The sequence below is a fragment of the Aeromicrobium sp. CFBP 8757 genome (genome assembly GCF_014841755.1).
GTDB lineage: Bacteria > Actinomycetota > Actinomycetes > Propionibacteriales > Nocardioidaceae > Aeromicrobium.
Genome location: NZ_JACYUM010000001.1, coordinates 1,136,674 through 1,158,975 on the forward strand (window position 1 = coordinate 1,136,674; position 22,302 = coordinate 1,158,975).

At 71.4% G+C, this 22,302-nt stretch carries 23 protein-coding genes; 11 read left to right on the forward strand and 12 right to left on the reverse strand.

Annotated features, from left to right (window positions below):
• Positions 1–26 precede the first annotated feature (26 nt).
• Both IFT73_RS05620 and IFT73_RS05625 read left to right on the forward strand, forming a co-directional pair.
• Positions 27–437, forward strand: a complete 411-nt coding sequence (locus IFT73_RS05620; RefSeq protein WP_192166732.1) for a hypothetical protein — start codon at positions 27–29, stop codon at positions 435–437.
• A complete protein-coding gene (locus IFT73_RS05625; RefSeq protein ID WP_192166733.1) occupies positions 434–1,015 on the forward strand; it encodes a flavin reductase family protein in 582 nt (193 codons plus the stop codon). The genes IFT73_RS05620 and IFT73_RS05625 overlap by 4 nt, the downstream gene beginning before the upstream one ends.
• Here the strand turns inward: IFT73_RS05625 and IFT73_RS05630 are convergent.
• Both IFT73_RS05630 and IFT73_RS05635 read right to left on the reverse strand, forming a co-directional pair.
• Positions 1,012–1,230, reverse strand: coding sequence for a hypothetical protein (locus IFT73_RS05630; RefSeq protein WP_192166734.1), 219 nt, complete (start codon positions 1,228–1,230; stop codon positions 1,012–1,014). The genes IFT73_RS05625 and IFT73_RS05630 overlap by 4 nt on opposite strands.
• Positions 1,227–3,284: an MMPL family transporter gene (locus tag IFT73_RS05635; protein ID WP_371811161.1), complete on the reverse strand. Its 2,058-nt coding sequence runs from the start codon at positions 3,282–3,284 to the stop codon at positions 1,227–1,229. The genes IFT73_RS05630 and IFT73_RS05635 overlap by 4 nt, the downstream gene beginning before the upstream one ends.
• A 23-nt stretch (positions 3,285–3,307) precedes the next feature.
• Here IFT73_RS05635 and IFT73_RS05640 point away from each other — a divergent pair, with 23 nt between their 5' ends.
• Together IFT73_RS05640 and IFT73_RS05645 are read left to right on the forward strand one after the other, a co-directional pair.
• On the forward strand, positions 3,308–3,808 hold the full coding sequence (locus IFT73_RS05640) for a MarR family winged helix-turn-helix transcriptional regulator (protein WP_192166735.1): 501 nt from the start codon (positions 3,308–3,310) through the stop codon (positions 3,806–3,808).
• A gap of 10 nt (positions 3,809–3,818) precedes the next feature.
• Positions 3,819–6,227: an excinuclease ABC subunit UvrA gene (locus IFT73_RS05645; protein ID WP_192166736.1), complete on the forward strand. Its 2,409-nt coding sequence runs from the start codon at positions 3,819–3,821 to the stop codon at positions 6,225–6,227.
• On the opposite strand, the gene IFT73_RS05650 is transcribed toward IFT73_RS05645, so the two are convergent.
• The 4 genes from IFT73_RS05650 to hppD are packed head-to-tail and all read right to left on the reverse strand — an operon-like array spanning position 6,164 to position 10,553.
• Positions 6,164–7,039 (reverse strand): phenylalanine 4-monooxygenase, encoded by an 876-nt coding sequence (locus tag IFT73_RS05650; protein WP_192166737.1) that lies wholly within the window; start codon positions 7,037–7,039, stop codon positions 6,164–6,166. The two genes, IFT73_RS05645 and IFT73_RS05650, sit on opposite strands and share 64 nt — an antisense overlap.
• A 9-nt stretch (positions 7,040–7,048) precedes the next feature.
• A complete protein-coding gene (locus IFT73_RS05655; protein WP_371811162.1) occupies positions 7,049–8,176 on the reverse strand; it encodes a fumarylacetoacetate hydrolase family protein in 1,128 nt (375 codons plus the stop codon).
• Positions 8,173–9,351, reverse strand: coding sequence for a homogentisate 1,2-dioxygenase domain-containing protein (locus IFT73_RS05660; RefSeq protein ID WP_192166738.1), 1,179 nt, complete (start codon positions 9,349–9,351; stop codon positions 8,173–8,175). Before IFT73_RS05660 ends, IFT73_RS05655 begins: the two co-directional genes overlap by 4 nt.
• A 2-nt stretch (positions 9,352–9,353) precedes the next feature.
• Positions 9,354–10,553 (reverse strand): 4-hydroxyphenylpyruvate dioxygenase, encoded by a 1,200-nt coding sequence (gene hppD, locus IFT73_RS05665; RefSeq protein ID WP_192166739.1) that lies wholly within the window; start codon positions 10,551–10,553, stop codon positions 9,354–9,356.
• Between the two features lie 121 nt (positions 10,554–10,674).
• Between hppD and IFT73_RS05670 the strand changes: the two genes are divergently transcribed.
• Positions 10,675–11,172 (forward strand): Lrp/AsnC family transcriptional regulator, encoded by a 498-nt coding sequence (locus IFT73_RS05670; RefSeq protein ID WP_206759093.1) that lies wholly within the window; start codon positions 10,675–10,677, stop codon positions 11,170–11,172.
• Here IFT73_RS05670 and IFT73_RS05675 read toward each other — a convergent pair.
• Positions 11,156–11,950: a MerR family transcriptional regulator gene (locus tag IFT73_RS05675; protein ID WP_192166741.1), complete on the reverse strand. Its 795-nt coding sequence runs from the start codon at positions 11,948–11,950 to the stop codon at positions 11,156–11,158. The genes IFT73_RS05670 and IFT73_RS05675 overlap by 17 nt on opposite strands.
• A 47-nt stretch (positions 11,951–11,997) precedes the next feature.
• Between IFT73_RS05675 and IFT73_RS05680 the strand changes: the two genes are divergently transcribed.
• Positions 11,998–12,348: a nuclear transport factor 2 family protein gene (locus IFT73_RS05680; RefSeq protein ID WP_192166742.1), complete on the forward strand. Its 351-nt coding sequence runs from the start codon at positions 11,998–12,000 to the stop codon at positions 12,346–12,348.
• 3 nt (positions 12,349–12,351) lie between these two features.
• Here the strand turns inward: IFT73_RS05680 and IFT73_RS05685 are convergent, their stop codons facing one another.
• Both IFT73_RS05685 and IFT73_RS05690 read right to left on the reverse strand, forming a co-directional pair.
• Complete coding sequence (locus tag IFT73_RS05685; RefSeq protein WP_192166743.1) at positions 12,352–12,777, reverse strand: nucleoside deaminase; 426 nt, start codon at positions 12,775–12,777, stop codon at positions 12,352–12,354.
• Positions 12,778–12,794: 17 nt separating this feature from the next.
• Complete coding sequence (locus IFT73_RS05690; RefSeq protein WP_192166744.1) at positions 12,795–13,550, reverse strand: DeoR family transcriptional regulator; 756 nt, start codon at positions 13,548–13,550, stop codon at positions 12,795–12,797.
• A 29-nt stretch (positions 13,551–13,579) separates the two neighbouring features.
• Here IFT73_RS05690 and IFT73_RS19520 point away from each other — a divergent pair, with 29 nt between their 5' ends.
• The 4 genes from IFT73_RS19520 to IFT73_RS05710 all read left to right on the forward strand — a co-directional run bounded on the left by IFT73_RS19520 (position 13,580) and on the right by IFT73_RS05710 (position 16,147).
• Positions 13,580–14,812, forward strand: a complete 1,233-nt coding sequence (locus IFT73_RS19520) for an MFS transporter (protein WP_197983505.1) — start codon at positions 13,580–13,582, stop codon at positions 14,810–14,812.
• A 62-nt stretch (positions 14,813–14,874) separates the two neighbouring features.
• Entirely contained in the window at positions 14,875–15,144 is a 270-nt protein-coding gene (locus IFT73_RS05700; RefSeq protein ID WP_192166745.1) for a hypothetical protein, read from the forward strand.
• An 18-nt stretch (positions 15,145–15,162) separates the two neighbouring features.
• Positions 15,163–15,504, forward strand: coding sequence for a hypothetical protein (locus tag IFT73_RS05705; protein ID WP_192166746.1), 342 nt, complete (start codon positions 15,163–15,165; stop codon positions 15,502–15,504).
• 1 nt (position 15,505) lies between these two features.
• Positions 15,506–16,147 carry a dihydrofolate reductase family protein gene (locus tag IFT73_RS05710; protein ID WP_192166747.1) on the forward strand — a complete coding sequence of 214 codons (642 nt, stop codon included), beginning with the start codon at positions 15,506–15,508 and terminating at the stop codon, positions 16,145–16,147.
• A 333-nt stretch (positions 16,148–16,480) separates the two neighbouring features.
• Here the strand turns inward: IFT73_RS05710 and IFT73_RS05715 are convergent, their stop codons facing one another.
• A complete protein-coding gene (locus IFT73_RS05715) occupies positions 16,481–16,933 on the reverse strand; it encodes a MarR family winged helix-turn-helix transcriptional regulator (RefSeq protein WP_197983506.1) in 453 nt (150 codons plus the stop codon).
• Positions 16,934–16,996: 63 nt separating this feature from the next.
• Here IFT73_RS05715 and IFT73_RS05720 point away from each other — a divergent pair, with 63 nt between their 5' ends.
• Positions 16,997–19,108, forward strand: a complete 2,112-nt coding sequence (locus IFT73_RS05720) for an MMPL family transporter (RefSeq protein WP_192166748.1) — start codon at positions 16,997–16,999, stop codon at positions 19,106–19,108.
• 7 nt (positions 19,109–19,115) lie between these two features.
• Here the strand turns inward: IFT73_RS05720 and IFT73_RS05725 are convergent, their stop codons facing one another.
• Together IFT73_RS05725 and IFT73_RS05730 are read right to left on the reverse strand one after the other, a co-directional pair.
• Positions 19,116–20,243 carry an HNH endonuclease signature motif containing protein gene (locus IFT73_RS05725; RefSeq protein ID WP_192166749.1) on the reverse strand — a complete coding sequence of 376 codons (1,128 nt, stop codon included), beginning with the start codon at positions 20,241–20,243 and terminating at the stop codon, positions 19,116–19,118.
• Positions 20,244–20,307: 64 nt separating this feature from the next.
• Positions 20,308–22,173, reverse strand: coding sequence for a calcium-binding protein (locus IFT73_RS05730; RefSeq protein ID WP_192166750.1), 1,866 nt, complete (start codon positions 22,171–22,173; stop codon positions 20,308–20,310).
• Positions 22,174–22,302 lie beyond the last annotated feature (129 nt).

A 22,302-nucleotide genomic window follows, 5' to 3' on the forward strand; every position in this document is an offset into this window, starting at 1 on the left:
TGCGTGGTGGCTGCGACACTCGTCACATGACCGTCCGCCCGCTCGCCCGCCTGCTGCTCGGCACGTTCCTCGTGCTCGCCGGCCTGAGCCACCTCTTCTGGGCCCGCGAGACCTTCCGGGCGCAGGTGCCCGAGTGGCTCCCCCTCGACGTCGACCTCGTGGTCGTGGCCTCCGGCGTCGTCGAGATCGCCCTGGGCGCGGCGCTCGTGCTGCTGCCACGGCAGCGGGTCGTGATCGGCTGGGTCGTGGCAGCGTTCCTCGTCGCGGTCTTTCCCGGCAACGTCAACCAGCTCGTGACGCACACCGACGCATTCGGGCTCGACTCCGACCTGTCGCGCTGGCTGCGCCTGCCGTTCCAGCCGCTGCTGATCGCGTGGGCGCTGTGGTCGACCGACGCGTGGCGGCACCGGCCGGGACGGGCGAGGATGGACGCATGAGACGCGTGATCCGGACCGACGCCCCCGATGCCGGGGCCTACCCCCTGCTGAACTCCTTGGTCGTGCCGCGACCGATCGCGTGGATCTCGACGGTGTCGGCCGACGGGGTGGGCAACCTCGCGCCGCACTCGTTCTTCAGCGTCGCGTGCGCCAATCCCCCGATCGTGTCGTGGACGTCGGTGGGTCACAAGGACACGCTGGCCAACGTCCTGGCGACCGGCGAGTTCGTGGTCAACCTCGCGTCCTTGCCCGACCTCGACCGCGTCAACGCCACGAGTGCGAGCTTCGACCCGCAGGTCGACGAGGCGTCCGAGCTCGGCATCGAGATGGAGCCGAGCGACCACGTCGCGCCGCTGCGCGTCGTCAGCTCGCCGGCCTCGTTGGAGTGCCGTCTGCACTCGACCATCGAGCTCGGCGACTCCGTGCTGGTGCTGGGCGACGTCGTCGCCGTGACGGTCGACGCCGAGGCGATGGACGGCGACCACCCTGAGTTCACCCGGCTCCAGCCGGTCTCGCGGCTCGGGAGCAACGAGTGGGGTCTTCCCCCGGAGGTCAGGGCGGTCGACCGGCCTCGCTAGCCCAGCAGCTCCTGCACCGAGACGTCGCCGTCCTCGGACTCGATCGCGTCGGCGATCTTGGTCACGTCGTCGGGCTGCACCTCGACCGCGACCTCGTCGAAGCCCTTGCGGAGCTCCTCGACGACGACGACCTCGGTCGCCCCGTCCTGGTAGGCCGCCACGCGGTCGACGACGTTCTGGATGGCCTCGATCTGTTCGCTCTCGTAGTCACTCATGACCGCGTCGTACCCTCCGCGTGGTCGTCCAATCGCCTCGGGTGGCTCGGCCACCAGAACCGCTCGCCGAGCATCGTCGCGAGCGCCGGCACGAGCAGGCTGCGCACCACGAGGGTGTCGAGCAGGACGCCGATGCCGACGATGACGCCGATCTGCGTCAGCGCCACGACGGGCAGCACGCCCAGCACCGCGAAGACCGCGGCGAGCACGACGCCGGCGCTGGTGATGACGCCGCCGGTGACGGCCAGCGCGTTGGTCATGGCCCCGGCGACCGGGAGACGTGCCGCCTCCTCGCGCGCCCGCGTCGTCAAGAAGATGTTGTAGTCGACGCCCAGGGCGACGAGGAAGATGAAGGCGAACAGCGGCACCGGCAGGTCGAGCGCCGGGAAGTCGAACAGGTGCGTGAACACGAACCAGCCCGCCCCCACCGCCGTGACGTACGTCGCGACGACCGTCAGGGCCAGCACCACCGCCGCGACGACCGATCGCAGCAGCACCAGCAGGATCACCATGACGATCGCGAGGACCAGCGGGATGATCAGCAGCCGGTCGTGCGACGCCGCCACGGCGGCGTCGATGTCCTGCGCGTCGGGGCCGCCGACCAGCGCGTCCTCGCCGAGCGCCGAGCGCAGCCGGTCGACGGTGTCGGCGGAGCGGTCCGAGCCGCGGTCGCTGTCGAGCACGACGTCGAGCGACGCCCACTCGTACGACGACGCGCCGGACCTGACGGACGAGACGCCCTCGACGCCGTCGACCCGCTGCGCGACGTCGGCGACGTCGCCGGGCCGGGTCAGCACGACGGTCGGCTCGGCGAAGCCCGCGGGGAACGCCTCGGCCAGCGTCTCCTGCCCCACGACCGACTCGGGCGTCACCCGGAAGCGGTCGTTCTGCGTCAGGCCGACCTGCAGGCCGACGGCCCCCAGCGACAGCAGCAGGAGCAGCGCGACCGATCCGGCGACGAACGCCCGGGGGCGGCGCACGACGGCGTGGCCCACGCGTGACCACACGCCCGTGCGGGCGGGGTCGTCCTGTCCGAGGCGCGGGACGAAGGGCCAGAACAGTCCGCGGCCGAACAGCACCATCGCGGCCGGCAGCGCGACGAGCCCGAACACGACGGCCACGACGATGCCGATCGCGGCGGACCACCCGAGCGCACGGTTGCTGGGCGTGTCGGCGAACGACAGCGTCAGCAGCGCCAGCGTCACGGTGCCCGAGCTCGCCAGGATCGCGGGAGCGGCCTGCCGCCATGCGGCGCGCATCGCGACGAACCGGTCCTCGTGGCGTCGCAGCTCCTCGCGGTACCGCGCGATCAGCAGCAGGGCGTAGTTCGTGCCGGCACCGAACACCAGCACGGAGGTGATGCCGGTCGTCGAGCCGTCGACGTCGTAGCCGAACAGCTGTGTCGCGGTGGCGACTGCTAGCGAGGCCACGCGGTCGCCCACCGCCACGACGACCAGTGGCACGAGCCACAGCCACGGGCTGCGGTACGTCACGAGCAGCAGCACCGCGACGATCAGCGCGGTGGCGACCAGCAGGCGCACGTCGGCACCGGCGAAGGCGTTCTCGATGTCGGCCTGGAAGGCCGGCCCACCCGTCACCTGGGCCGTCAGCCCGTCCGGCAGCGACGACACGGCGTCGCGGATGTCCTCGACGCTCGCCGAGCCCGTCGACGCCTTCAGCGGCACCGCGACCAGGCCGACGTCGCCGTCGTCCGAGAACGTCGGCGTCAGGTCGGCCCCGCCGATGCCGAACCGTCCGATGTCGCCCGCCAGCTCGGTCACGGCGGCTCGGCCGTCGTCCCCCAGCGCCCCGCCGTCGCGGCTCACCACGACGATCGCCGGCGAGACGCCGCTCGACGGCAGGGTGCGCTGGATCGCCGAGACCGTCGTCGACTCGGCGGAGTCGGGCAGTGCGCCGGACGCCTCGTCGGCCTCGCGCGCCTCGGGGGCGAAGGCGAAGACGAGGCCCGTCAGGACGACGAAGGCCAGGACGGTCAGGATCGCGGCGCGGCGGGCGGGTCGGAACGACTTAGTTCCATGATCGAATGATTCCACGAATGAAATAGTACGATGGACGCATGACCACGTCGAATCGGCCGAGCACCGCCCCCCGTCCCATGGGCTCGAGCGGCGCGACCGACCTGGTCCGCGAGCTGCGACTGTTCAACCTCGAGATCGAGCGCTACATCCTGCGGATGAGCCACGTGCACGCGATGCACCGCACCGACCTGTCGGCGATCGGCCTCGTCATGGACCGCGGCGGCGCGACCCCGAAGGACATCGCGGAGGGCCTGAACCTCAGCCCGTCGGCCACCAGCGCCATGATCGACCGTCTCGAGCGCGCGGGCCACGTCCGCCGCGAGCGGGTCGAGAGCGACCGCCGCTCGGTCAAGGTCGAGATCACCGACCAGGCCCTGGCGGTGGGCTCGTCGATGTTCGGCCTGCTCGCCAAGCACATGCGCGGCGTCCTCGACGAGCACGGCGACGAGGAGCTGACGGCCATGGCCTCGCTCATGGAACGCATCAACGCGTCGGCGCGTGCGGCCAGCGATGAGGCGGGGACGGCTCCGGGCGACTAACGTCGTCCTAATGCAGTCATCAGGATCCATCCGCGTCCGCGGCGCCCGTGAGCACAACCTGCAGGACGTCGACGTCGACCTGCCCCGCGACTGCTTCGTCGTGTTCACCGGCGTCTCGGGGTCGGGCAAGTCGTCGCTGGCGTTCGGCACGGTGTTCGCCGAGTCGCAGAAGCGCTACTTCGAGTCGGTCGCCCCGTACGCACGCCGCCTGCTGTCACAGGTCGGTGCGCCCGACGTCGACCTGATCGACGGCATGCCGCCCGCCGTCGCGCTGCAGCAGGCTCGCGGTGCCAGCAGCAGCCGGTCGTCGCTCGGCACCCTGAGCTCGCTGTCGGACGTCCTGCGCCTGCTGTACAGCCGCGCCGGCACCTACCCCGACGGGGCCGAGCACCTGCCGGCGTCGGCGTTCTCGCCCAACACGGCGGTCGGCGCCTGCCCGGCCTGCGCAGGCACGGGCGTGTCGCGCAGCACGACCGAGGCGCTGCTCGTCCCCGACCCGACCCTGTCGATCGACGAGGGCGCGATCGGCGTGTGGGCCAACCGCGCCTGGGTCGGCCTCAACGTGCGCCGCATGGTGACCAAGCTCGGCATCGACATCCACGTCCCGTGGCACACGCTGCCGCAAAAGGACCGCGACTGGCTGCTGTTCACCGACGAGGAGCCCCGCATGCTGCTGCAGGGCAACAAGCAGGGCGAGGCGAGCCAGTACCACGGCCACTGGTCGTCGGCCGAGAAGTTCCTCATGCGCAACCTCGCCAAGACGCAGTCGGACACCCAGCGCGAGAAGCTCGAGGCGTTCCGCGCCGAGGGCCCGTGCCCCACGTGCCACGGCAAGCGGCTGCGGCCCGCGGCCCTCGCCGTGACGTTCGCCGGCGTCGACATCGCCGAGCTGGCCGCGATGCCCCTGTCGTCGGTCTGCGCCCTGCTCGACGAGGGACTCGCCCAGCAGGCGCTCGGCACCGACCGCCACGGCGCGGCGGCCTCGTCGGCGGCGCGCTCGCTCGTCAAGGACTTCGGCGAGCGCGTCGAGGCGATCATCGCGCTGGGCCTCGGGTATCTGTCGATGGACCGCTCGAGCACGGCCCTCTCCCCCGGCGAGCTGCAGCGCGTGCGCCTCGCGGGCCAGCTGCGGTCGGGGCTGTTCGGCGTCCTGTACGTGCTGGACGAGCCGTCGGCCGGCCTGCACCCCGCCGACTCCGAGGCCCTCTACGACGCGCTGCGGCAGCTCGTGGCGGCCGGCAACTCCCTGTTCGTCGTCGAGCACGACCTGTCGATCGCCCGGGCGGCCGACTGGGTCGTCGACGTCGGCCCGAGCGCCGGCGTGCTGGGGGGCCACGTCGTCTACAGCGGACCGCCCGAGGGCCTGGCCGACGTCGAGGACTCCGCGACCGCCGAGTTCATGTTCGACCGGACGCCGCGCCCCGAGCTGGCGGCGCGCGAGCCCGCGAGCTGGACGACCATGGAGCACCTGAGCCGCCACAACGTCGACGACGTCGACATCCGGCTCCCGATGGGTGTCATGACCGCGATCACCGGCGTCTCGGGCTCCGGCAAGTCGTCGCTGCTGACGGCCGTCACCGAGCGCCTGGACGACGGCGAACGACGCATCACGGTGATCGACCAGCGCCCCATCGGCCGCTCGCCCCGGTCGAACCTCGCCACCTACACGGGCCTGTTCGACACCGTCCGGCGACTGTTCGCCGCGACGCCCGAGGCCAAGGAGCGTGGCTGGACCGCCGGGCGCTTCTCGTTCAACGTCGCCGAGGGGCGCTGCCCCACGTGCGACGGAGAGGGCTTCATCGCGATCGAGCTGGTGTTCCTGCCGACGAGCTACTCGTCGTGCCCGACGTGCCACGGCTCGCGCTACAACCCCGAGACCCTCGAGGTCACGTACAGCGGCCGCGACATCGGCCAGGTGCTCGCGATGACCGCCGTCGAGGCCGTCGAGTTCTTCGCCGACGTGCCCGCCGTGCTGCGGTCGTTGACGACGTTGCTCGACGTCGGCCTGGGCTACCTGACCTTGGGCCAGCCGGCCACCGAGCTGTCGGGCGGCGAGGCCCAGCGCATCAAGCTCGCGACCGAGCTGCAGCGGCCCAGCCGCGACAACAGCGTCGTGGTGCTCGACGAGCCCACGGGCGGCCTGCACCCCGTCAACGTCCGCGACCTCGTGCGCGTGCTCGGGCGTCTGGTCGACGCCGGCGACACCGTCGTCGCCGTCGAGCACGACATGCAGGTCATCGCGGCGGCCGACTGGGTCATCGAGATGGGACCGGGCGGTGGCGACAAGGGCGGCACGGTCGTCGCGACCGCGACGCCGAAGGACCTGCTCGACGACCCCGCCAGCGTCACGGCGCCCTACCTCAGGCGGGCGATCGAGTCGTCGTCGCAGGAGTCCCAGAAGCCGCCGACGACGTCCTGAACCTCGGCGAACGAACGGGCCGCGAACAGCACCTCCTGGTAGTGGGTGATGTCGTAGTCCTGGGTGCCCATCGCGGCGACGTCGAGCGGCAGGATCGTCATGGAGCGGAACTCCTCGATCTCGCCGGGGCTCGACAGGATGCCCGCGCCGAACGCCTTCAGCCCGTCCGCCTCGTGCACGACGCCGAACTCGAGGGTGAACCAGAAGACCCGGCTGACGAACTCGAGCGCCTCGGCGCTCTCGACCCGTCGTGACGCGGCGCCGGCCGCCTCGTACAGCTCGGTGAAGCGCGGGTCGGCGAGCGTGTTGCCGTGGCCGACGACCTCGTGCAGCACGTCGGGCTCCGGCGTGTACAGCGGCACCGAGTGGTGCCGCACGTACTGCGTCGCCCAGAACGAGTGGTCGGCCAGGGCCCCGTAGAACTCGCGCAGCGGCACGAGCCCCGCCGCCGGCCGGTAGCGGAACCCCGTGAGCGGCTCGATGCCGTCGGACAGCTCCTCGAGCTGCGGCACCCGGTCGGTCGGCAGGCCCAGCGCCTCCTTGCCGTCGAGGAACTCGCGGCACGCGTACGTCTCGTGCTTGCCGCGCAGGTCGTCGCACACGACGCGCCACACCTCGTGCTCGTCGTCGGTGTAGTCGACGACGGGGGCCGGCTCCCCCGGCGTCCACCGGTCGGCGGTCGTCGCGATGACGTCCCGGCGCCGGCGGTACACGGGGTCGTCCATCCCCGGGTGCCCCTCGCCGAGCTGGACCGTCAGGCTGCCGTCGCCCTTGTCGACGACGGGTGCGAAGTACTGGCCTTCTTCGAACATGTTCGCTCCTCAGGGGGTGATGGTGCCGGTGACCTCGCCGACCTGCAGCTCGCGACCGTCCGCGAGACGGGCGACCGCCGAGATCGTGACGGTGTCGCCGTCCGCGAGGTACGACGAGTCGTGGTGCAGCTCGAGCAGCGAGCCCCACTGGTCGTGGTCGGGACCGCTGACGGTGCCCGACGCGAACAGGTCGCCCGTGCGCAGCGACGCGCCGTTGACCGTCAGGTGGGCCAGCATCTGCGCGGGCGTCCAGTACGTCGACGCGAACGGAGGCCGCGACACGACCGTGCCGTCGATGCTGACCGACAGCTCGAGGTCGAGCGTCCACGCGTCCTCGGCGCGCAGGTAGTCGGCCGGCACGGGCACCTGCTCGGGTGGGGCGGTGCGGGCGTCGTCGAGCGCCGCCAGCGGCACGATCCACGGCGACACCGACGTCGCGAACGACTTGCCGAGGAACGGGCCGAGCGGCACGTACTCGAAGGCCTGGACGTCGCGGGCCGACCAGTCGTTGACGACGCAGATGCCGAACACGTGCCGCTCGACGTCGTCGACCATGACCGGTTCGCCGTGTCGCGACGGCGAGCCGACCACGAAGCCGATCTCGGCCTCGAGATCGAGCTTGGCGGTGGGCCCGAACGTCACGGCGTCGCCGGCCCTGCGCAGGCCCGACGGACGCCGCACGGGCGTGCCCGACACCACGACCGTCCCGGAACGACCGTGGTAGCCGATCGGCAGGTGCTTCCACGCCGGCGACAGCGCCTCCCCGCCGGGACGGAAGAGGCGCCCGACGTTGGTGGCGTGGTGCTCGGACGCGTAGAAGTCGACGAAGTCGGCCACCGAGAACGGCAGCACCAGCTCGACGTCGGTGACCGGCACGAGGAACCGTCCGGCCGCGGGTGCGTCGACGAAGTCGAGCAGTGCCGACCGCACCTCCGCCCAGGCGGCGGAACCCGCGCCCAGCAGCGGGTCGAGCGTGCCGTCGGCGAACAGCGACGCCCGCTCGGGCACGGCGTGGGCCGCCGCGGCCGTCAGGTCGAGGACGTCCGTGCCGACGCCGACGCCGACGCGCGGGCGCTTCTCCCCCGGACCCACGAACGAGCAGTACGGCAGCGTCGTGCGACCGAAGTCGGTGCTCACCGGTTCCACGACCAGGCGTAGGCGCCGTCGTCGCACGACGTGCCGGCCTCGCCGAGCTCCAGCGGCCGGAACGTGTCGACCATGACGGCCAGCTCGTCGAACGACTCCGCGCCGAGGCTCGCCTCGATCGACGAGGGCTGGGGCCCGTGCGAGTGGCCGCCGGGGTGCAGCGACACCGAGCCCTTGCCGATGCCCGAGCCCTTGCGCGCCTCGTAGTCGCCGTCGACGTAGAACATGACCTCGTCGGAGTCGACGTTGGAGTGGTAGTACGGCACCGGCACGGCGAGCGGGTGGTAGTCGACCTTGCGGGGCACGAAGTTGCAGATCACGAAGTTGCTGCCCTCGAACACCTGGTGCACCGGCGGCGGCTGGTGCACGCGACCCGTGATGGGCTCGAAGTCGGCGACGTTGAAGGCGTACGGGTAGAGGCAGCCGTCCCACCCGACGACGTCGAAGGGGTGCTGCGGGACGACGTGCACGGTGCCCGCGAGCCCGCCCGGGCCGGAGCCGCGGTGCTTGATGAACACCTCGACGTCCGTCTCGTCGCGCACCTCGGGCCCGGTCGGACCGCGCAGGTCGCGCTCGCAGTACGGGGCGTGCTCGAGCAGCTGGCCGTACCGCGACAGGTAGCGCCTGGGCGGCGCGATGTGGCTGTTGGCCTCGATGCAGTAGGCCCGCACCGGGCCGTCCGGCACCCACCGGTGGGTCGTGGCCCGGGGCACGACCAGGTAGTCGCCGGGCCCGAACGGCAGGTGCCCGAACACCGTCTCGAGCGTGCCGGTGCCGGCCTCGACGAAGACGCACTCGTCACCCGTCGCGTTGCGGTACAGCGGCGAGGTCTCGGATGCGACGACGTACGAGATGCGCACGTCGGCGTTGGCCAGCAGCAGACGCCGGCCGGTGACGACGTCGACCCCGTCGCCCGAGGCGAACAGGTCGTGCAGCTTGAGATGTCGGGCGAGCAGCGGCTGGTTGGGGGTCGTCGACTGGTCGGGCAGCTCCCACGTGCGGGCGTCGACGATCGCCGACGGCACCCCGCGGTGGTACAGCAGCGACGAGTCGGACGAGAAGCCCTCCTCCCCCATCAGCTCCTCGCGGTACAGGGCGCCGTCGGGGCTGCGGTGCTGGGTGTGACGCTTCGGCGGGATGCTGCCGGCATGCCGGTAGTGCGCCACCGTCAGAAGTTCCCGCGCAGCGCCTGCTCGCGCTCGATCGCCTCGAATAACGCCTGGAAGTTGCCCTTGCCGAAGCCCAGCGAGCCGTGCCGCTCGATGATCTCGAAGAACACCGTGGGACGGTCGCCGATCGGCTTGGTGAAGATCTGGAGCAGGTAGCCGTCCTCGTCGCGGTCGACCAGGATGCCGCGCTGCTGCAGCTGCTCGATCGGCACCCGCACCTCGCCGATGCGCTCGCGCAGCGCCGGGTCGGTGTAGTACGAGTCGGGGGTGTTCAGGAACTCGATGCCGGCGGCGCGCAGACGGTCGACGGTGTCGAGGATGTCGCTCGTCGCCAGGGCCAGGTGCTGCGCGCCGGGGCCCTGGTAGAACTCGAGGTACTCGTCGATCTGCGACTTCTTCTTGCCGAGAGCGGGCTCGTTGAGCGGGAACTTGACGCGGTGGTTGCCGCTCGCGACGACCTTGCTCATGAGCGCCGAGTACTCGGTGGCGATGTCGTCGCCGACGAACTCGGCCATGTTGGTGAAGCCCATGATGCGGTTGTAGAAGTCGACCCACTCGTCCATGTGGCCCATCTCGACGTTGCCGACGACGTGGTCGAGGGCCTGGAAGATGCGCTTGGGGGCGTCGGCGGCACGCTGCAGCGACGACGTCCGCGCGACGTATCCCGGCAGGTACGGGCCGGTGTACCCGCTGCGGTCGACGAGGGTGTGCCGGGTGTCGCCGTACGCCGCGATCGCCGCGGTGCGGACGGTGCCGTGCTCGTCGGTGACGTCGTGCGGCTCGACGAGGATCGTCGCCCCCTGGGCGCGGGCGTGGTCGATGCAGGTGTCGACGTCGGGCACCTCGAGCGCGATGTCGGTGATCCCGTCGCCGTGGGTGCGGTGGTGGTCGAGCACGGGGCTGGCGGGGTCGACACCACCCTTCAGCACGAAGCGGACCGCACCGCTCTCGAGGACGTACGCGTGGTGGTCGCGGTTGCCGGTCTCGGGCCCGGAGTACGCGACGAGGTCCATCCCGAAGGCGGAGGCGAAGAAGTGCGCCGACTGGGTCGCGTTGCCGACGGCCCAGACGACGGCGTCCCACCCGGTGACCGGGAAGGGGTCGGTCGCGGGGTCGTGCTCCACGAGTCCGACCAGCTGCTGCAGCTGGGCGAGGTCGAGGTCGGCAAGGCGTTCGGCATCCGTCAGATCGATCGTCATGTGACCCAGCACACCCCACACCGCCGACCTGGACAACCGAGCCCTCGCGGGGTGGTCAAAGGTGCCCGTCGCGGGCATCATGAGACGACTGAACTATCCATTCTGCATGGTTGGAGACCCGATGGACCAGCTCGATGTCGCTCTCGTGGAGACCATGAAGGCGAACCCGCGCATCGGCGACCTGGAGCTCTCACGGCTCACGAAGGTCGCCCGGGCGACGGTGCAGGCCCGCCTGGCCAAGCTCGAGGCGACCGGCGTCGTGACGGGCTACGGTCCGGACGTCGACCTGGTGGCGGCGGGCAACCCGGTGCTGGCGTTCGTGACGCTCGAGATCGTGCAGGGCGCGCTGGACGCCGTGACGGTCGAGCTCGACTCGTTGCCGAACGTGCTGGAGGCGTACATCACGAGCGGCAGCGCCGACGTGGTCTGCAAGATCGCGGCGACCTCGCACGAGGACCTGAAGGACACCCTGCTCCACATCAGCCGGTCCGGGTCGGTGGCGCGGTCGACGAGCGTCATCGTGCTGTCGGAGCTCGTGCCGCCGCGGATCCTGCCGATGCTGCGCAAGGGTGCGTCGGACGGGCCGACCAGGTCGCCCTCGTTCAGCCACCCAGCCTGAACACGGGCCAGCCGATCTCGGTGCGCCAGGCGGACGCGTCGGTCGTGTCGCGGGGCCCGACCACGTACGTCTCGCGCACGGGGCCGGACACCGCCAGGGCGTTGGCGACGACCCACGCGCCCAGCTCGCCGTACGTGACGTCGATGTCGTCGTGGCCCCCGACGTGCGTCGTGACCGCCAGTTCGACGGTCGGCAGGACGGTCGGGCGCACGCGCCCCGCCCTCGGCGGGTCGGACGACGGACGGTGGACGAGCACGCGCCCGCTCCCCTGCTCGAACAACGCGTCCTCGTAGAGCCCCCCGGGCGGTCCCGTCCGATCGGTCACCGCAGCGTCCAGCTCGTCCATCGCCCCGGCGTACCAGGCGATGACGTCGTCGAGCGCGACGTCGTCCTCGATCGCCGCGACCGTCGTGGCGGGCACGCCTCGCAGGTCGACGGCCAGTGGCGCGGTCTCGGGCTCGAGCAGGCGACGCAGCGACGACACCGCCGCCCGCGTCCGGTCGAGCTCGGCCTCGAGCCGTCCGAGGTGGTCGGCCACCCGGGCGGCACGCGCCTCCGGGTCGGGCGAGGCGACGATGTGCCGGACGTCCGCCAGCGGCACGTCGAGCTCGCGCAGGCGGTGGATGACCTGGGCCGTCGGGATCTGGTCGACGTCGTACGACCGGTACCCCGTCACGGGGTCGACGGAGGCCGGGACGAGCAGCTCGGCGTCGTGGTAGCGGCGCAGGGTGCGGACGCTGAGGTGCGTGAAGCGCGAGAACTCGCCGATCGCCATCATGCGTCCAGTCTTCACCCTCCCCCGGGGAGAGGGTCCACGCTGGGGACATGACCTCCTCCGAGCACCCGATCTCCGTGCCCCTCCCGATCCGCACCTTCCTGGACGCCCACGAGGCCGGCGACGCGCAGGCCGCCATCGACTGCTTCTCGCCCGACGCCGTGGTGACCGATCAGGGCCAGACGTTCCGCGGCACCGATGCGATCCTGCGCTTCGTGCGCGACGCCGGCAGCGGCAGCGAGTACACCTACACGTCCGAGGAGACGGGCACCGAGCGCCCGGACCACGATCACTGGGTCGTCGCGATCCGCCTGGTGGGCGACTTCCCCGGCGGCGTCGCCGACGTGCGCTATCGGTTCACCGTCGGCGACGACGCGATCACCGAGCTGCACATCGGCTGACGGTCACGACGCCGTGTAGTGGTCGCCGATCGCCGCACGGATCTCGTCGTGCAGGTACGGCCCGTCGAGCGGGACCGGACGACGGACCGGCTGCGGCGCGATCGCCCCCAGCTGCTCCGACGACAGCGCGAACACGACGCGCCGCAGACCGACGCGGTCGATCACGCCCGTGCACATCGCGCACGGCTGGCAGCTCGTGAACATCGTGACGTCGGCCGCCTCGGCCGGGGTCAGCTCGCGGGCGGCCCACATCGCGAGCTTGAGCTCGGGGTGCGCCGTCTCGTCGCCCGTCGACCGTGCGGTGCTGTGGTCCTCGGCCAGCACCGAGCCGTCGGGGGCGGCCAGGAGGGACGCGAACGGAGCCTCGCCGTCGCGGCGGGCGCTGGCGGCCAGGTCGATGACGCGGCGCAGGAGGGTCTCGTCGTCCATGGCCCCACCCTAGGGGCTCAGCAGAGGTGGACGACGACGCCGAGGTCGCGGAACATCGCCACCAGGTCGTCCGGTGCGTCCTTCGTGGTGACGAGGTGCGTCAGGTCATCGGGGCCGGCGAACCGGAACGTCGACGAGCGACTCAGCTTCTCGGCACCCGCGACCAGGACCGTCCGGCTCGACGCCGCGATGACCGCCCGCTTGAGCGCGGCGTCCTCGAACGTCGTCGACGTCAGCCCGTGCGTCGACGAGGCGGAGCACGCACCGATCACCGCGACGTCGGCCCGCACGTCGCGGACGGCCTCGAGGCCTGCGACCGTCATGGCGAGGCTGTCGGTCTCGACCGGGCCGCCCGGCACCGTGACGTAGGCGCCGGGTCGTGACGCGAGGGCGGCCGCGGCGTGTAGCGACAGGGCGAGCGCGGTGACCGGACGTCCCGCCAGGCACCGGGCGACCTCGAGGCACGTCGTGCCGTTGTCGACGATGACCGACTCGTGGTCGGCGACGAGGCCGGCGGCGACCTCGGCCAGCGCGAGCTTGGCGTCGAGGTCGCTCTCGAGGCGGGACGAGAACGGCAGGGGGCTCCCACGCTTGAAGGCCTGGCGCGCCCCTCCGTGCGTCCGGCTCAGCGCACCGTGCGACTCGAGCTCGGCGAGGTCGCGGCGGATCGTGACGGCCGAGGCGCCCGTCAGCGCGACGAGATCGGCCACCAGCACCTCACGGCGACCGCTGATCGCATGGATGATCGCCTTGTGTCGAAGTGATCGCTGCACGTGATCATCCAATCACCTACGGTCGTGCCGTGACATCCACCTCCGCACTGTCCTCGGCCGATCGACGCGGCCGTCTGGGCGCCTCCCTGATGTTCTTCACCAACGGCGTCCTGTTCAGCGCGCTGCTGCCGCGGTACCCCGAGCTCAAGGCGCACTTCGGTCTGAGCGACGCGCAGTTCGGGCTGACGGTCGTGGCGTTCGCGGCCGGTGCGATCTGCGCCGCGGCCACCGCCGCTCCCCTGATCCGGCGGTGGGGCGCCACCCGGGTGACGTGGGCGGGCTCGATCGTCCTGGCGACGACGATGGCGGTCGCGGGCGGTAGCCCCAGCGTGTGGGTGTTCGCCGTGGCGCTCTTCGCCGCCGGGCTGACCGACGCGATCGTCGACGCGGCGCAGAACGTCGCCGGCATCGCGGTCGAGAAGTCGTACGGGCGGTCGATCATCAACTCGCTGCACGCGGTGTGGAGCCTCGGGGCGGCGACCGGTGGCGTGATCGGTGCGGTGTCGGCGGCTCTCGACATCGGCATCGGGGTGCAGATGGTCGTCAACGGGACGGTGTGGAGCATCGTCGCGCTGGTCGCGAGTCGCCTCGTGACGTCCGGGGCCGCCGCCCAGCCCGTCGTCGTCGACGCGCTCGCGCCGTCGGCAGCGGCCGAGGCGGCCTCGCCGCGCGCGTGGCGCCTGCTCGCGCCGCTGGTGCTGCTCGCGATCTGCGGCACGCTGATCGAGGACATCGCCAACAACTGGGCCGTGCTGTTCATGCGGGACGAGACGAGCGCTCCGGTGGCCGTCGCCGGTCTGGCCGTCTCCGTGATGATCGGCGCCCAGTTCGTCGGCCGCCTGCTGGGTGACCGCATGACCGACCGGTGGGGGCGCGAGAGCGTCGCGCGAGCGGGCGGCGTGCTGATCGCTGTCGGCATGGTCGTCGCGGCCACCAGCCCCACGGCGGCGGTCGCCCTTGCCGGGTTCGCGCTCGCCGGCTTCGGCAGCGCGACGCTCGTTCCGGCGGCCTTCGCTGCGGCGGACCGGGTGCCGGGTCTGTCACCCGGCACGGGTGTCGCGATGCTCGGCTGGCTCATGCGGCTCGGATTCCTCGTGACGTCCCCGAGCGTCGGGGCGCTGTCCGACGCCACCGACCTGCGGGTCGCCCTCGCGATCCCGATCGGCGCGGGGGTCGTCGCGGCGGTCATCGCGCACCTCGCGTCGAGGAGACGCCACGCGGCCCGAGGCGATGTGGCGCGGGGTGACATGCTGGAGCCCTGAACGTCGCCCGGCCCCCGCGACTCGTCACCCCACGAGAAGCGAAGAGAGTCCGCGATGCAGCAGTGAGCGCCACCGTGATCTACGAGTTCGAGACCCGGGCGAGCGCCGAGGCCGTCGCGGCGGCGGTGATCCTGCTGCCCGAGGTGGTGCGGATGTCGCTCTCGCGTGATCCGGCCGTCGTGTCGGTCGACATCGACCTGGACGACCCGTCGGGCTTCGACCGGGTGACCCGGACGATCGACGCGGTCGCCCCGAGCGCTCGCCGATCGTTCGCCCAAGGCAGCGCGGACCTGCTGAACCGTGCCATCACGCACCACGAGGACGACGTCTGACTCTGGCAGTCTTGGTCCGTGCGCCAGGAACAGGACTACTTCAACCGCCGGGTCGTCGTCGACGACGCAGCGGTGTGGGTCACCCTCCGCCCCCGCGGCAGCGAGCTCCGTGACCTGACGAAGGGTGTCGAGGTCGTCCACTGGTTCAGCGCCCTCCCGGGCGTCGTCAGCATCGTCGGCTGGGTGCTCCACCACACCGTGTACCGCAGCCGGTGGCTCGTCGAGGCCGACCCCGTCCTCCGCCTCGAGCCGATGCCCAAGTGCGCGGCGGAGCGCGCGTTCCTCGACCTGCTCGACTGGTTGCAGGACGGTCGCCAGCCGGCCGAGTTCGTCTTCACTCCCCCCACCGAAGGAAGCTGACATGACCCGCGTGCGCGTCGACCTGAACATCTCGCTGGACGGGTACGCCTCGGGTGGCCAGAGTGCCGAGAACCCGATGGGTGAGGACTGGGGCCGGCTCATGGACGCGTACACCGCCACCCGCACGATGCAGCAGCGGGTGTTCGGCGACACCACCGGCGCCGGCACCACGGGTGTCGACGACGCCTACGCCGCCGCGTACTTCGAGGGCGTCGGCGCCGAGATCCTCGGCGCGGGCATGTTCGGCCTCCACGCCCATCCCGACGACCCGGCGTGGCAGGGCTGGTGGGGTGACGAGCCCCCCTTCGGCATGCCGGTGTTCGTCCTCACCCGCACGGCGCCCCGTCCGTCGCTGACCCTGGGCGGGACGATCTTCCACTTCCGCGACGCGCTCGTCGACGAGGTGCTGGCCGAGGCCGTCGCGGCGGCGGACGGCCAGGACGTCCGCATCGGCGGCGGCGTCAGCACCGCGCGCGACTTCCTGCAGGCGGGCCTCGTCGACGACGTGCACCTCGCGATCGCCCCGATCGTCCTCGGGCGAGGTGTCCGGGTCTGGGGTGGGCTGGGAGGTCTCGACATCACGCACGAGGTCACGACCGAGGTCGCCGAGAGCGGCACGACCCACGTGACGTTCCGACGGTAGGTCAGTCGCCCCGCCGCTCAAGCGGGGGCGAGATGAGCAGAGGGCCGGCCCTGCCAGGGAGGTTGAACTCGCCACCGGCGCGCCAGCGCCTCGCGCCGGCCAGCACGAGAGGCACACCTCGGCAGACCATGAGGGCGGCCAGACCGAGCTGGAACGGGTCGACCGCGTCCAGTGCGAGGCAACTCGTCGTCCACCCCACGCCGATCGAGATCGCGACGATGCCCCAGATCGCGCTGTTCCTGAACGTCCGCTCCTGCCGAAGACGTCGGGCTCGCGCCCTGTCGGCAGCAAGCCACCGACGCAGTGACCGTCCGCGTGTCATCGGGCCCCTCGTCAGCTCGTGAAGACGGCGAGGATGGCGTGCAGGTCGATGTTCATCTGCTCGGACGTCGCATCGTCGATGCCCATCGCCGCTGGGGTGAAGGCAGCGCGGACGTCGGGCGTGACCCGGTCGAGCAGAGCGCGTCCCGCGGGCGATGCGTGCACCGCGATCGGCAGGCCCGGGCCCGGGGGCGGGGTCCGCTCGATGAGCCCGCGCTCCTCCATCGTCCGGAGCATCTCCCCCACCGACTGGGGCGTGGCCAGCACCTCGCGGGCCAGCGCGGCCTGGCTGAGACCAGGCTGCTCCACGAGGTGGAGCAGGACGCTGAAGTGCGACGGCGCGAGGTCGTGCGGGGCCAGCGTGGCGGCGAAGACGCGACTCATCGCGTGGGAGACCCGCACCAGGGTGAGAGCCGTGAAGGCATCGGGGTCTCCGCCGCTCCAGCCATGACGTGCCTCGTTCATGAGTCGAGTGTAAGGTCCCTGATAGCCATCAGGTTCCTTATACCCACGGACGGACATCGTCGCATGCGCGCTCTCACCACCCTGGTCCTGAAGCACCGGATCGTCGTCGCACTGACGTGGTTGCTCGTCGCGGTGGCAGGTGCCGTCACCGCCCCCACGACGGTCGACCGGCTCTCGTTCGACTTCGCCCTGCCGGGCCAGGCGGCGTACGAGACCAACGAGCAGATCATCGAGCAGTTCGGCAGCGGCGGGCTGAACGATCCGCTGCTGCTCGTTGTGAAGGGCGACGGTGCCGCCGAGCGGGCCGGCGCGGTGGCGGACGCCGCCCGTGACGCCGTGCCCGGCACCCGCACCGTCGCGCCAGGCGACGACGGCGCCGACGTGCTGGCCGTGAGCGGGGACGAGGCGGTGGTGGTGGCCTATCCCCCGGTCGTCCCCGGTGCCGATCCGTACCTGAAGGCGGCACCGGCCCTCGAGAAGATCGCCCAGGGTGCCTCGTCCGACGGCGTCGAGGTCACCCTGACGGGGTTCAGCGTGCTCGAGGAGGGCGGCGGCGGAGACCGCAGCATCCTCTTCGAGATCCTGCTGGGCGGCATCGGTGCCTTGGTCGTCCTGGCCCTCGTGTTCGGGTCGCTGCTCGCCGGGCTGCCGCTGCTCGTGGCGGCGTTCTCGATCCTCGGCACGTTCCTGGCGCTGTTCGGGCTGACCTACGTGACCGACGTGTCGGCCGTGGTCGAGTACCTCATTGCGCTGATCGGTCTCGGTGTGGCGATCGACTACTCGTTGCTGATGGTCACCCGCTGGCGGGAGGAGCGCGCCAAGGGCCTCAGCAACGACGACGCCGTGCGCACGGCGATGGCGACCGCGGGTCACTCGGTGCTGTTCAGCGGCGTGACGGTCGCGGTGTCGCTGGCTGCTCTCGTGCTCGTCCCGATCCCGTTCCTGCGCAGCATCGGGCTGGGCGGGCTGCTGATCCCGCTGTTCAGCGTCGCGATCTCGCTGACGCTCGTCCCGGCGCTGCTGAGCGCGATCGGTCCGAAGCTCAACTGGCCGCGGCGCAAGCCCGCCGTCACGCGCAGCAGGCTGTGGGCACGCATCACGACCGGCGTGCTGCGCCACCGTTGGCTCACGGTCGTCGGCTCGGTCGTCGTCCTGCTGGCCCTGGCCGCCCCGGCGCTGAACCTGACGCTCGGGACGCCGCAGGTCAGCGGCGTGTCGTCCTCGACCCCCGCTTCGTCAGCGCTGACGTCAGCGGTGTCGGCCGGAATGCCGGAAGGTGTGGTGCGTCCGACCGAGGTGCTCGTCGAGGACGCCGACGCCCCCGCCGTCCTCGACCGGCTCCAGCGCGTGGACGGCGTCGCGGCTGCGACCGCTCCGACGTCGGACGGCTGGACCGTCGACGGGCAGGCGCTTCTGCAGGTCTGGACGACCGCCGATCCGTCCAGCGACGCCGGGCGCGCGACGCTGGACCGCGTCCGCGACGTCGCCGACGACGCGGGCGCCCGCGTGGGCGGCACGCCCGCGGAGGACGCCGACTTCGTCACCGCCGTCTACGGCGACGTCGTCTGGGTCGTGCTGGGTGTCGCGATCGTGACGTTCCTGCTGCTGGCACGCGCCCTGCGATCGCTGTGGTTGCCGATCAAGGCGCTCGCGCTCAACGTGCTGTCGCTCGCCGCGGCCTACGGCGTGACGGTGCTGATCTGGCAGGACGGCTACGGGTCGGAGCTGTTGTTCAACCAGTCGGCGTCCGGCGTCATCACGATCTGGGTGCCCATCGCGGCCTTCGCGTTCCTGTTCGGCCTGTCGATGGACTACGAGGTGTTCCTCCTGTCGCGGATGCGTGAGGAGTACGACCGCCTCATGGCACCGGATGCCGAGGAGGTGATCGACGCACGCACCGCGACCGACCGCGCCGTCGTCGAGGGCATCGCCAACACCGGACGCCTCGTCACCTCCGCCGCGCTCATCCTGTTCTTCGCGTTCATCGCCCTCTCGACCGTCCCGACCGTCGAGGTCAAGGTGCTGGCCACGGCGCTGGCGCTCGGCATCGCGATCGACGCACTCATCGTCCGCGGCCTGCTGGCGCCGGCATTGGTCGGCGTCCTCGGTCGTGCCAACTGGACCATGCCGCGGGCCCTTCGGCGCGTGCTCTTCCTGCCCGACGAGCCCCGCTGAGGCGTGGTCAGGCGGCCGGGTTCACCGGTTCGGGTCTGGTGGTCCAGTGCAGGATGCCGTGGCCCTTGTAGGTGTGGTGTCTTCTGCAGAGGGGTCCGAGGTTGTCACCTCGGGTGGGGCCTTCGGGGTATGGGATGCGGTGGTCGATGTCGCACCGTTCGGCTGGAACCATGCAGCCCGGCCCTTGGCAGGTTCCGTACAAGAACCTCGACGCCACGTTGAGGACGTCCGGGGCGAATCGGCCGAGGTATTCGTGGGCCAGGACGTCGTTGCCGACCGGGTCGGTGATGATGCGGTGCCAGAACACGCTGCCAGATTCGGCCACGTCAGCAATCCACTGGGCGGGGACGCCCCAGGTGCCGTCGGTGGACTCGGCAAAGCCGGGGTTCGTGCCGGCCAGGACGTCCGCGCCGATCGTGACGCCGATGTTCGCATTGATCGCGGCCTCGGTGGCGTTGGAATCGGTGCACCACGCGACCAGCAGATCGGCCTCACGCTGCGCGACCGTGCGGTCGTCGTCGGGGTCGACGCCACGACGGGCGTCCTTACGGAGCCGGTCCGCGATCGCGGCAAGCTCGTGCGATGGCAGGTACGCGCCCAGGAAACCCATCGAGTCGTCACCGTGCTGAATGCTGACGTGCCGCTTGGTGCGTTCGTCCTCGGCCCGCTCGATCGCCAGATCGGCCTCGACCCGGCGAACGAATCGCTTGAGCCAGGCCCGCAGCTCGGCGACCGTGTGGGTCTGCGCGTACTGCACCACCCGCCGGTCCAGCAGGTGCACGGACTCGGTGCGCTTGAGCTGGCCGATCGTGTGCCCGACCTCGCGCACCCGCACCAGGTCGATGCGACCGTCCAGGAACGCGTCCCACGTCGTGGGCGAGTGGTCGCGGACCCGGTCGGCGAACGCCAACCGGTGCACCACCTGACCCTCCGACAATCCCATCGCCTCACCGATGGCCAGAGCAATGGCGCCGCGCTCGACAAGCCGACGCATCGGCGACTCCAGCACATCGATCCGCGCCATCTCGGCGTCCCTGTACTCCAGCATCGCCACCACCGACCGCGCCTCAGCCCGCGCCTGCTCCCGCGCGACGTCACCCAGGACGTCGATCGAAGCAGTAGTGAAGGTGGCCATACATCCAACCTAGACGCCACCACCGACACTCAACCGTAGCGAGATCCGACCTGTGGAGAGCCCCTCAGGGAGAGTTCGCGACGACGAAGTGTGTCGTCGACGGCAGCGGGGTGCGGTCGAGACTCCCGTCGGAGCCCCCGCTCGAACCGGGAGAAGACCAGCTCGTCGAGCGCCGGGCGTCGGAGAACCCGGCCTGGATCGAGTACGTGCCGTCCGGGGTGCCCCCGGGGACCACGAACGTGGTCTGCCAGGTGCCGTCTCGGGGCGTGCCGCTGATCAGCCGGAAGTCGGTGACGTTGGCGATGTCGATGTACCCGCTGATTCCGGTCGGGCTGACCTGCCCGCCGATGTTCAGCCGGGTGCTGGTGATGCCCTCGTCGTCCGTGCCCGTCATCGTGGCCGTGACGCGAACCGCACCGCGCGAGGTGTCGACCGTCGCGGGGCTGAGCGTCACGGACGTCAGGCGCGGCGGGTCCGAGACCTGCGCGACACCGAGCACCGAGAAGGCACCTGCGCCGCCGGGGATGAGATGCTGCGAGAGGTCGTCGGCATCGCGCTGCCGATGAGCATCGGGGCCGTTCCACACGTCGGTCGGCCGGATCTCGGCTGCGTCGTCGACGAGGATCTGGACGTTCCAGGTGCCGCTGACCGATCCCTGCGGCACCGTCGCGGTCCCTCGCCAGGTCGAGCTCTGCGGCCCACCCGAGACCTGTGCCATGTACGCGCACGCGGTGGCGAGGTAGTACCCCTCGCTGTCCGTATCGGCCCGCATCAGGCACATGCGCACGTCTTTCGCCCCGGCGAGGTCGTCCGAGATGGTGACGGAGCCGGTGACCGGCTGCGACGACGAGCGAACGTCGATCGTGGTGGCGCTCAGGCTCAGCCCCGTGACGACGGGCATCGACTGGTCGACCCGGTTGTTGACGACCGAGAAGACGTTCTCGCGCTCGACGTAGGTCGATCGCCCGACGCGATCGCGCACGTAGACGGACAGCGACCGCGGGCCGGGCTGGCTGAACCGGGGCACGTCGACGACTCCCGTCCACACGCCGTCCCTCGGGGTGCCCGACTGCTTGAACGAGCCCCTCGAACCGATCTGCACCGACGTCACGCCCGTGTCGTCCGTGACCCGGACCGAGACGTTCACGCGCTGGGCACCGGCGCTGACGTCGACGACGGCGGGTGACGGAATCACCGCGCCGACCATCGGCGCCGCGGTGTCGGTGGCGCACCGCAGCTGCTGGTCGCCGGCGTCCGGGACGTCGCACAGGTTGAAGCCGGAGCCGCCGTCCACGCGGTCGGTGCCCTGACCGCCGCTGAGGTAGTCGTCGCCGCTGAGCCCGATCACGAGGTCGTCGCCGTCACCGCCGGCGAGCGTGTCGTCGCCGTTCTGGCCGTCGATGACGTCGTCACCGCCGTCGCCGGAGATCTTGTCCGCTCCGGTGCCACCGTCGAGTCGGTCCGTTCCGGCGTTGCCGACCAGCGAGTCGGTCCCCGAGCCACCCTTCAACCGGTCGTTGCCCCGCCCGGCCAGCATCTGGTCGTTGCCGGCGCCGCCCTCGATGCGGTCGTTGCCGTCACCGCCCTTGAAGATGTCGGCGTCGGCATTGCCGCGGAGCACGTCGTTCCCGGGTCCGCCGACGATGAAGTCGCGTCCCGCTCCCCCGTCGATGCGATCCTTGCCGGTCCCGCCGTCGATCCGGTCGTGGCCGCCCCCGCCCCGGATGACGTCGTTCCCTCCCCGGCCGCAGATGACGTCGCGCTTGGCCGTCCCCCTCAGCACGTCGCTGCCGTTGGTGCCGACGATCGTGCAGGGGAATCCCTCGGTCCTGACCCCGGCCTGCGCCGACGACGGGGCGAGCACGACGCTGCACAGCACAGCGGCCAGACAGGCGATCATCCAGACGGACGGCCGGTGCACGGCAGGCATCGCAGCTCCGATGGGTCGAGGTGAGAAGTCGGCCCAGCGTAGAGCCTCGTGGGGCTCACCGCGCGGCGTTCGCAGCACCCGTGCCCGAGGCACGGTCGCGGGTGACACCATGACACGGTGACCCCCACA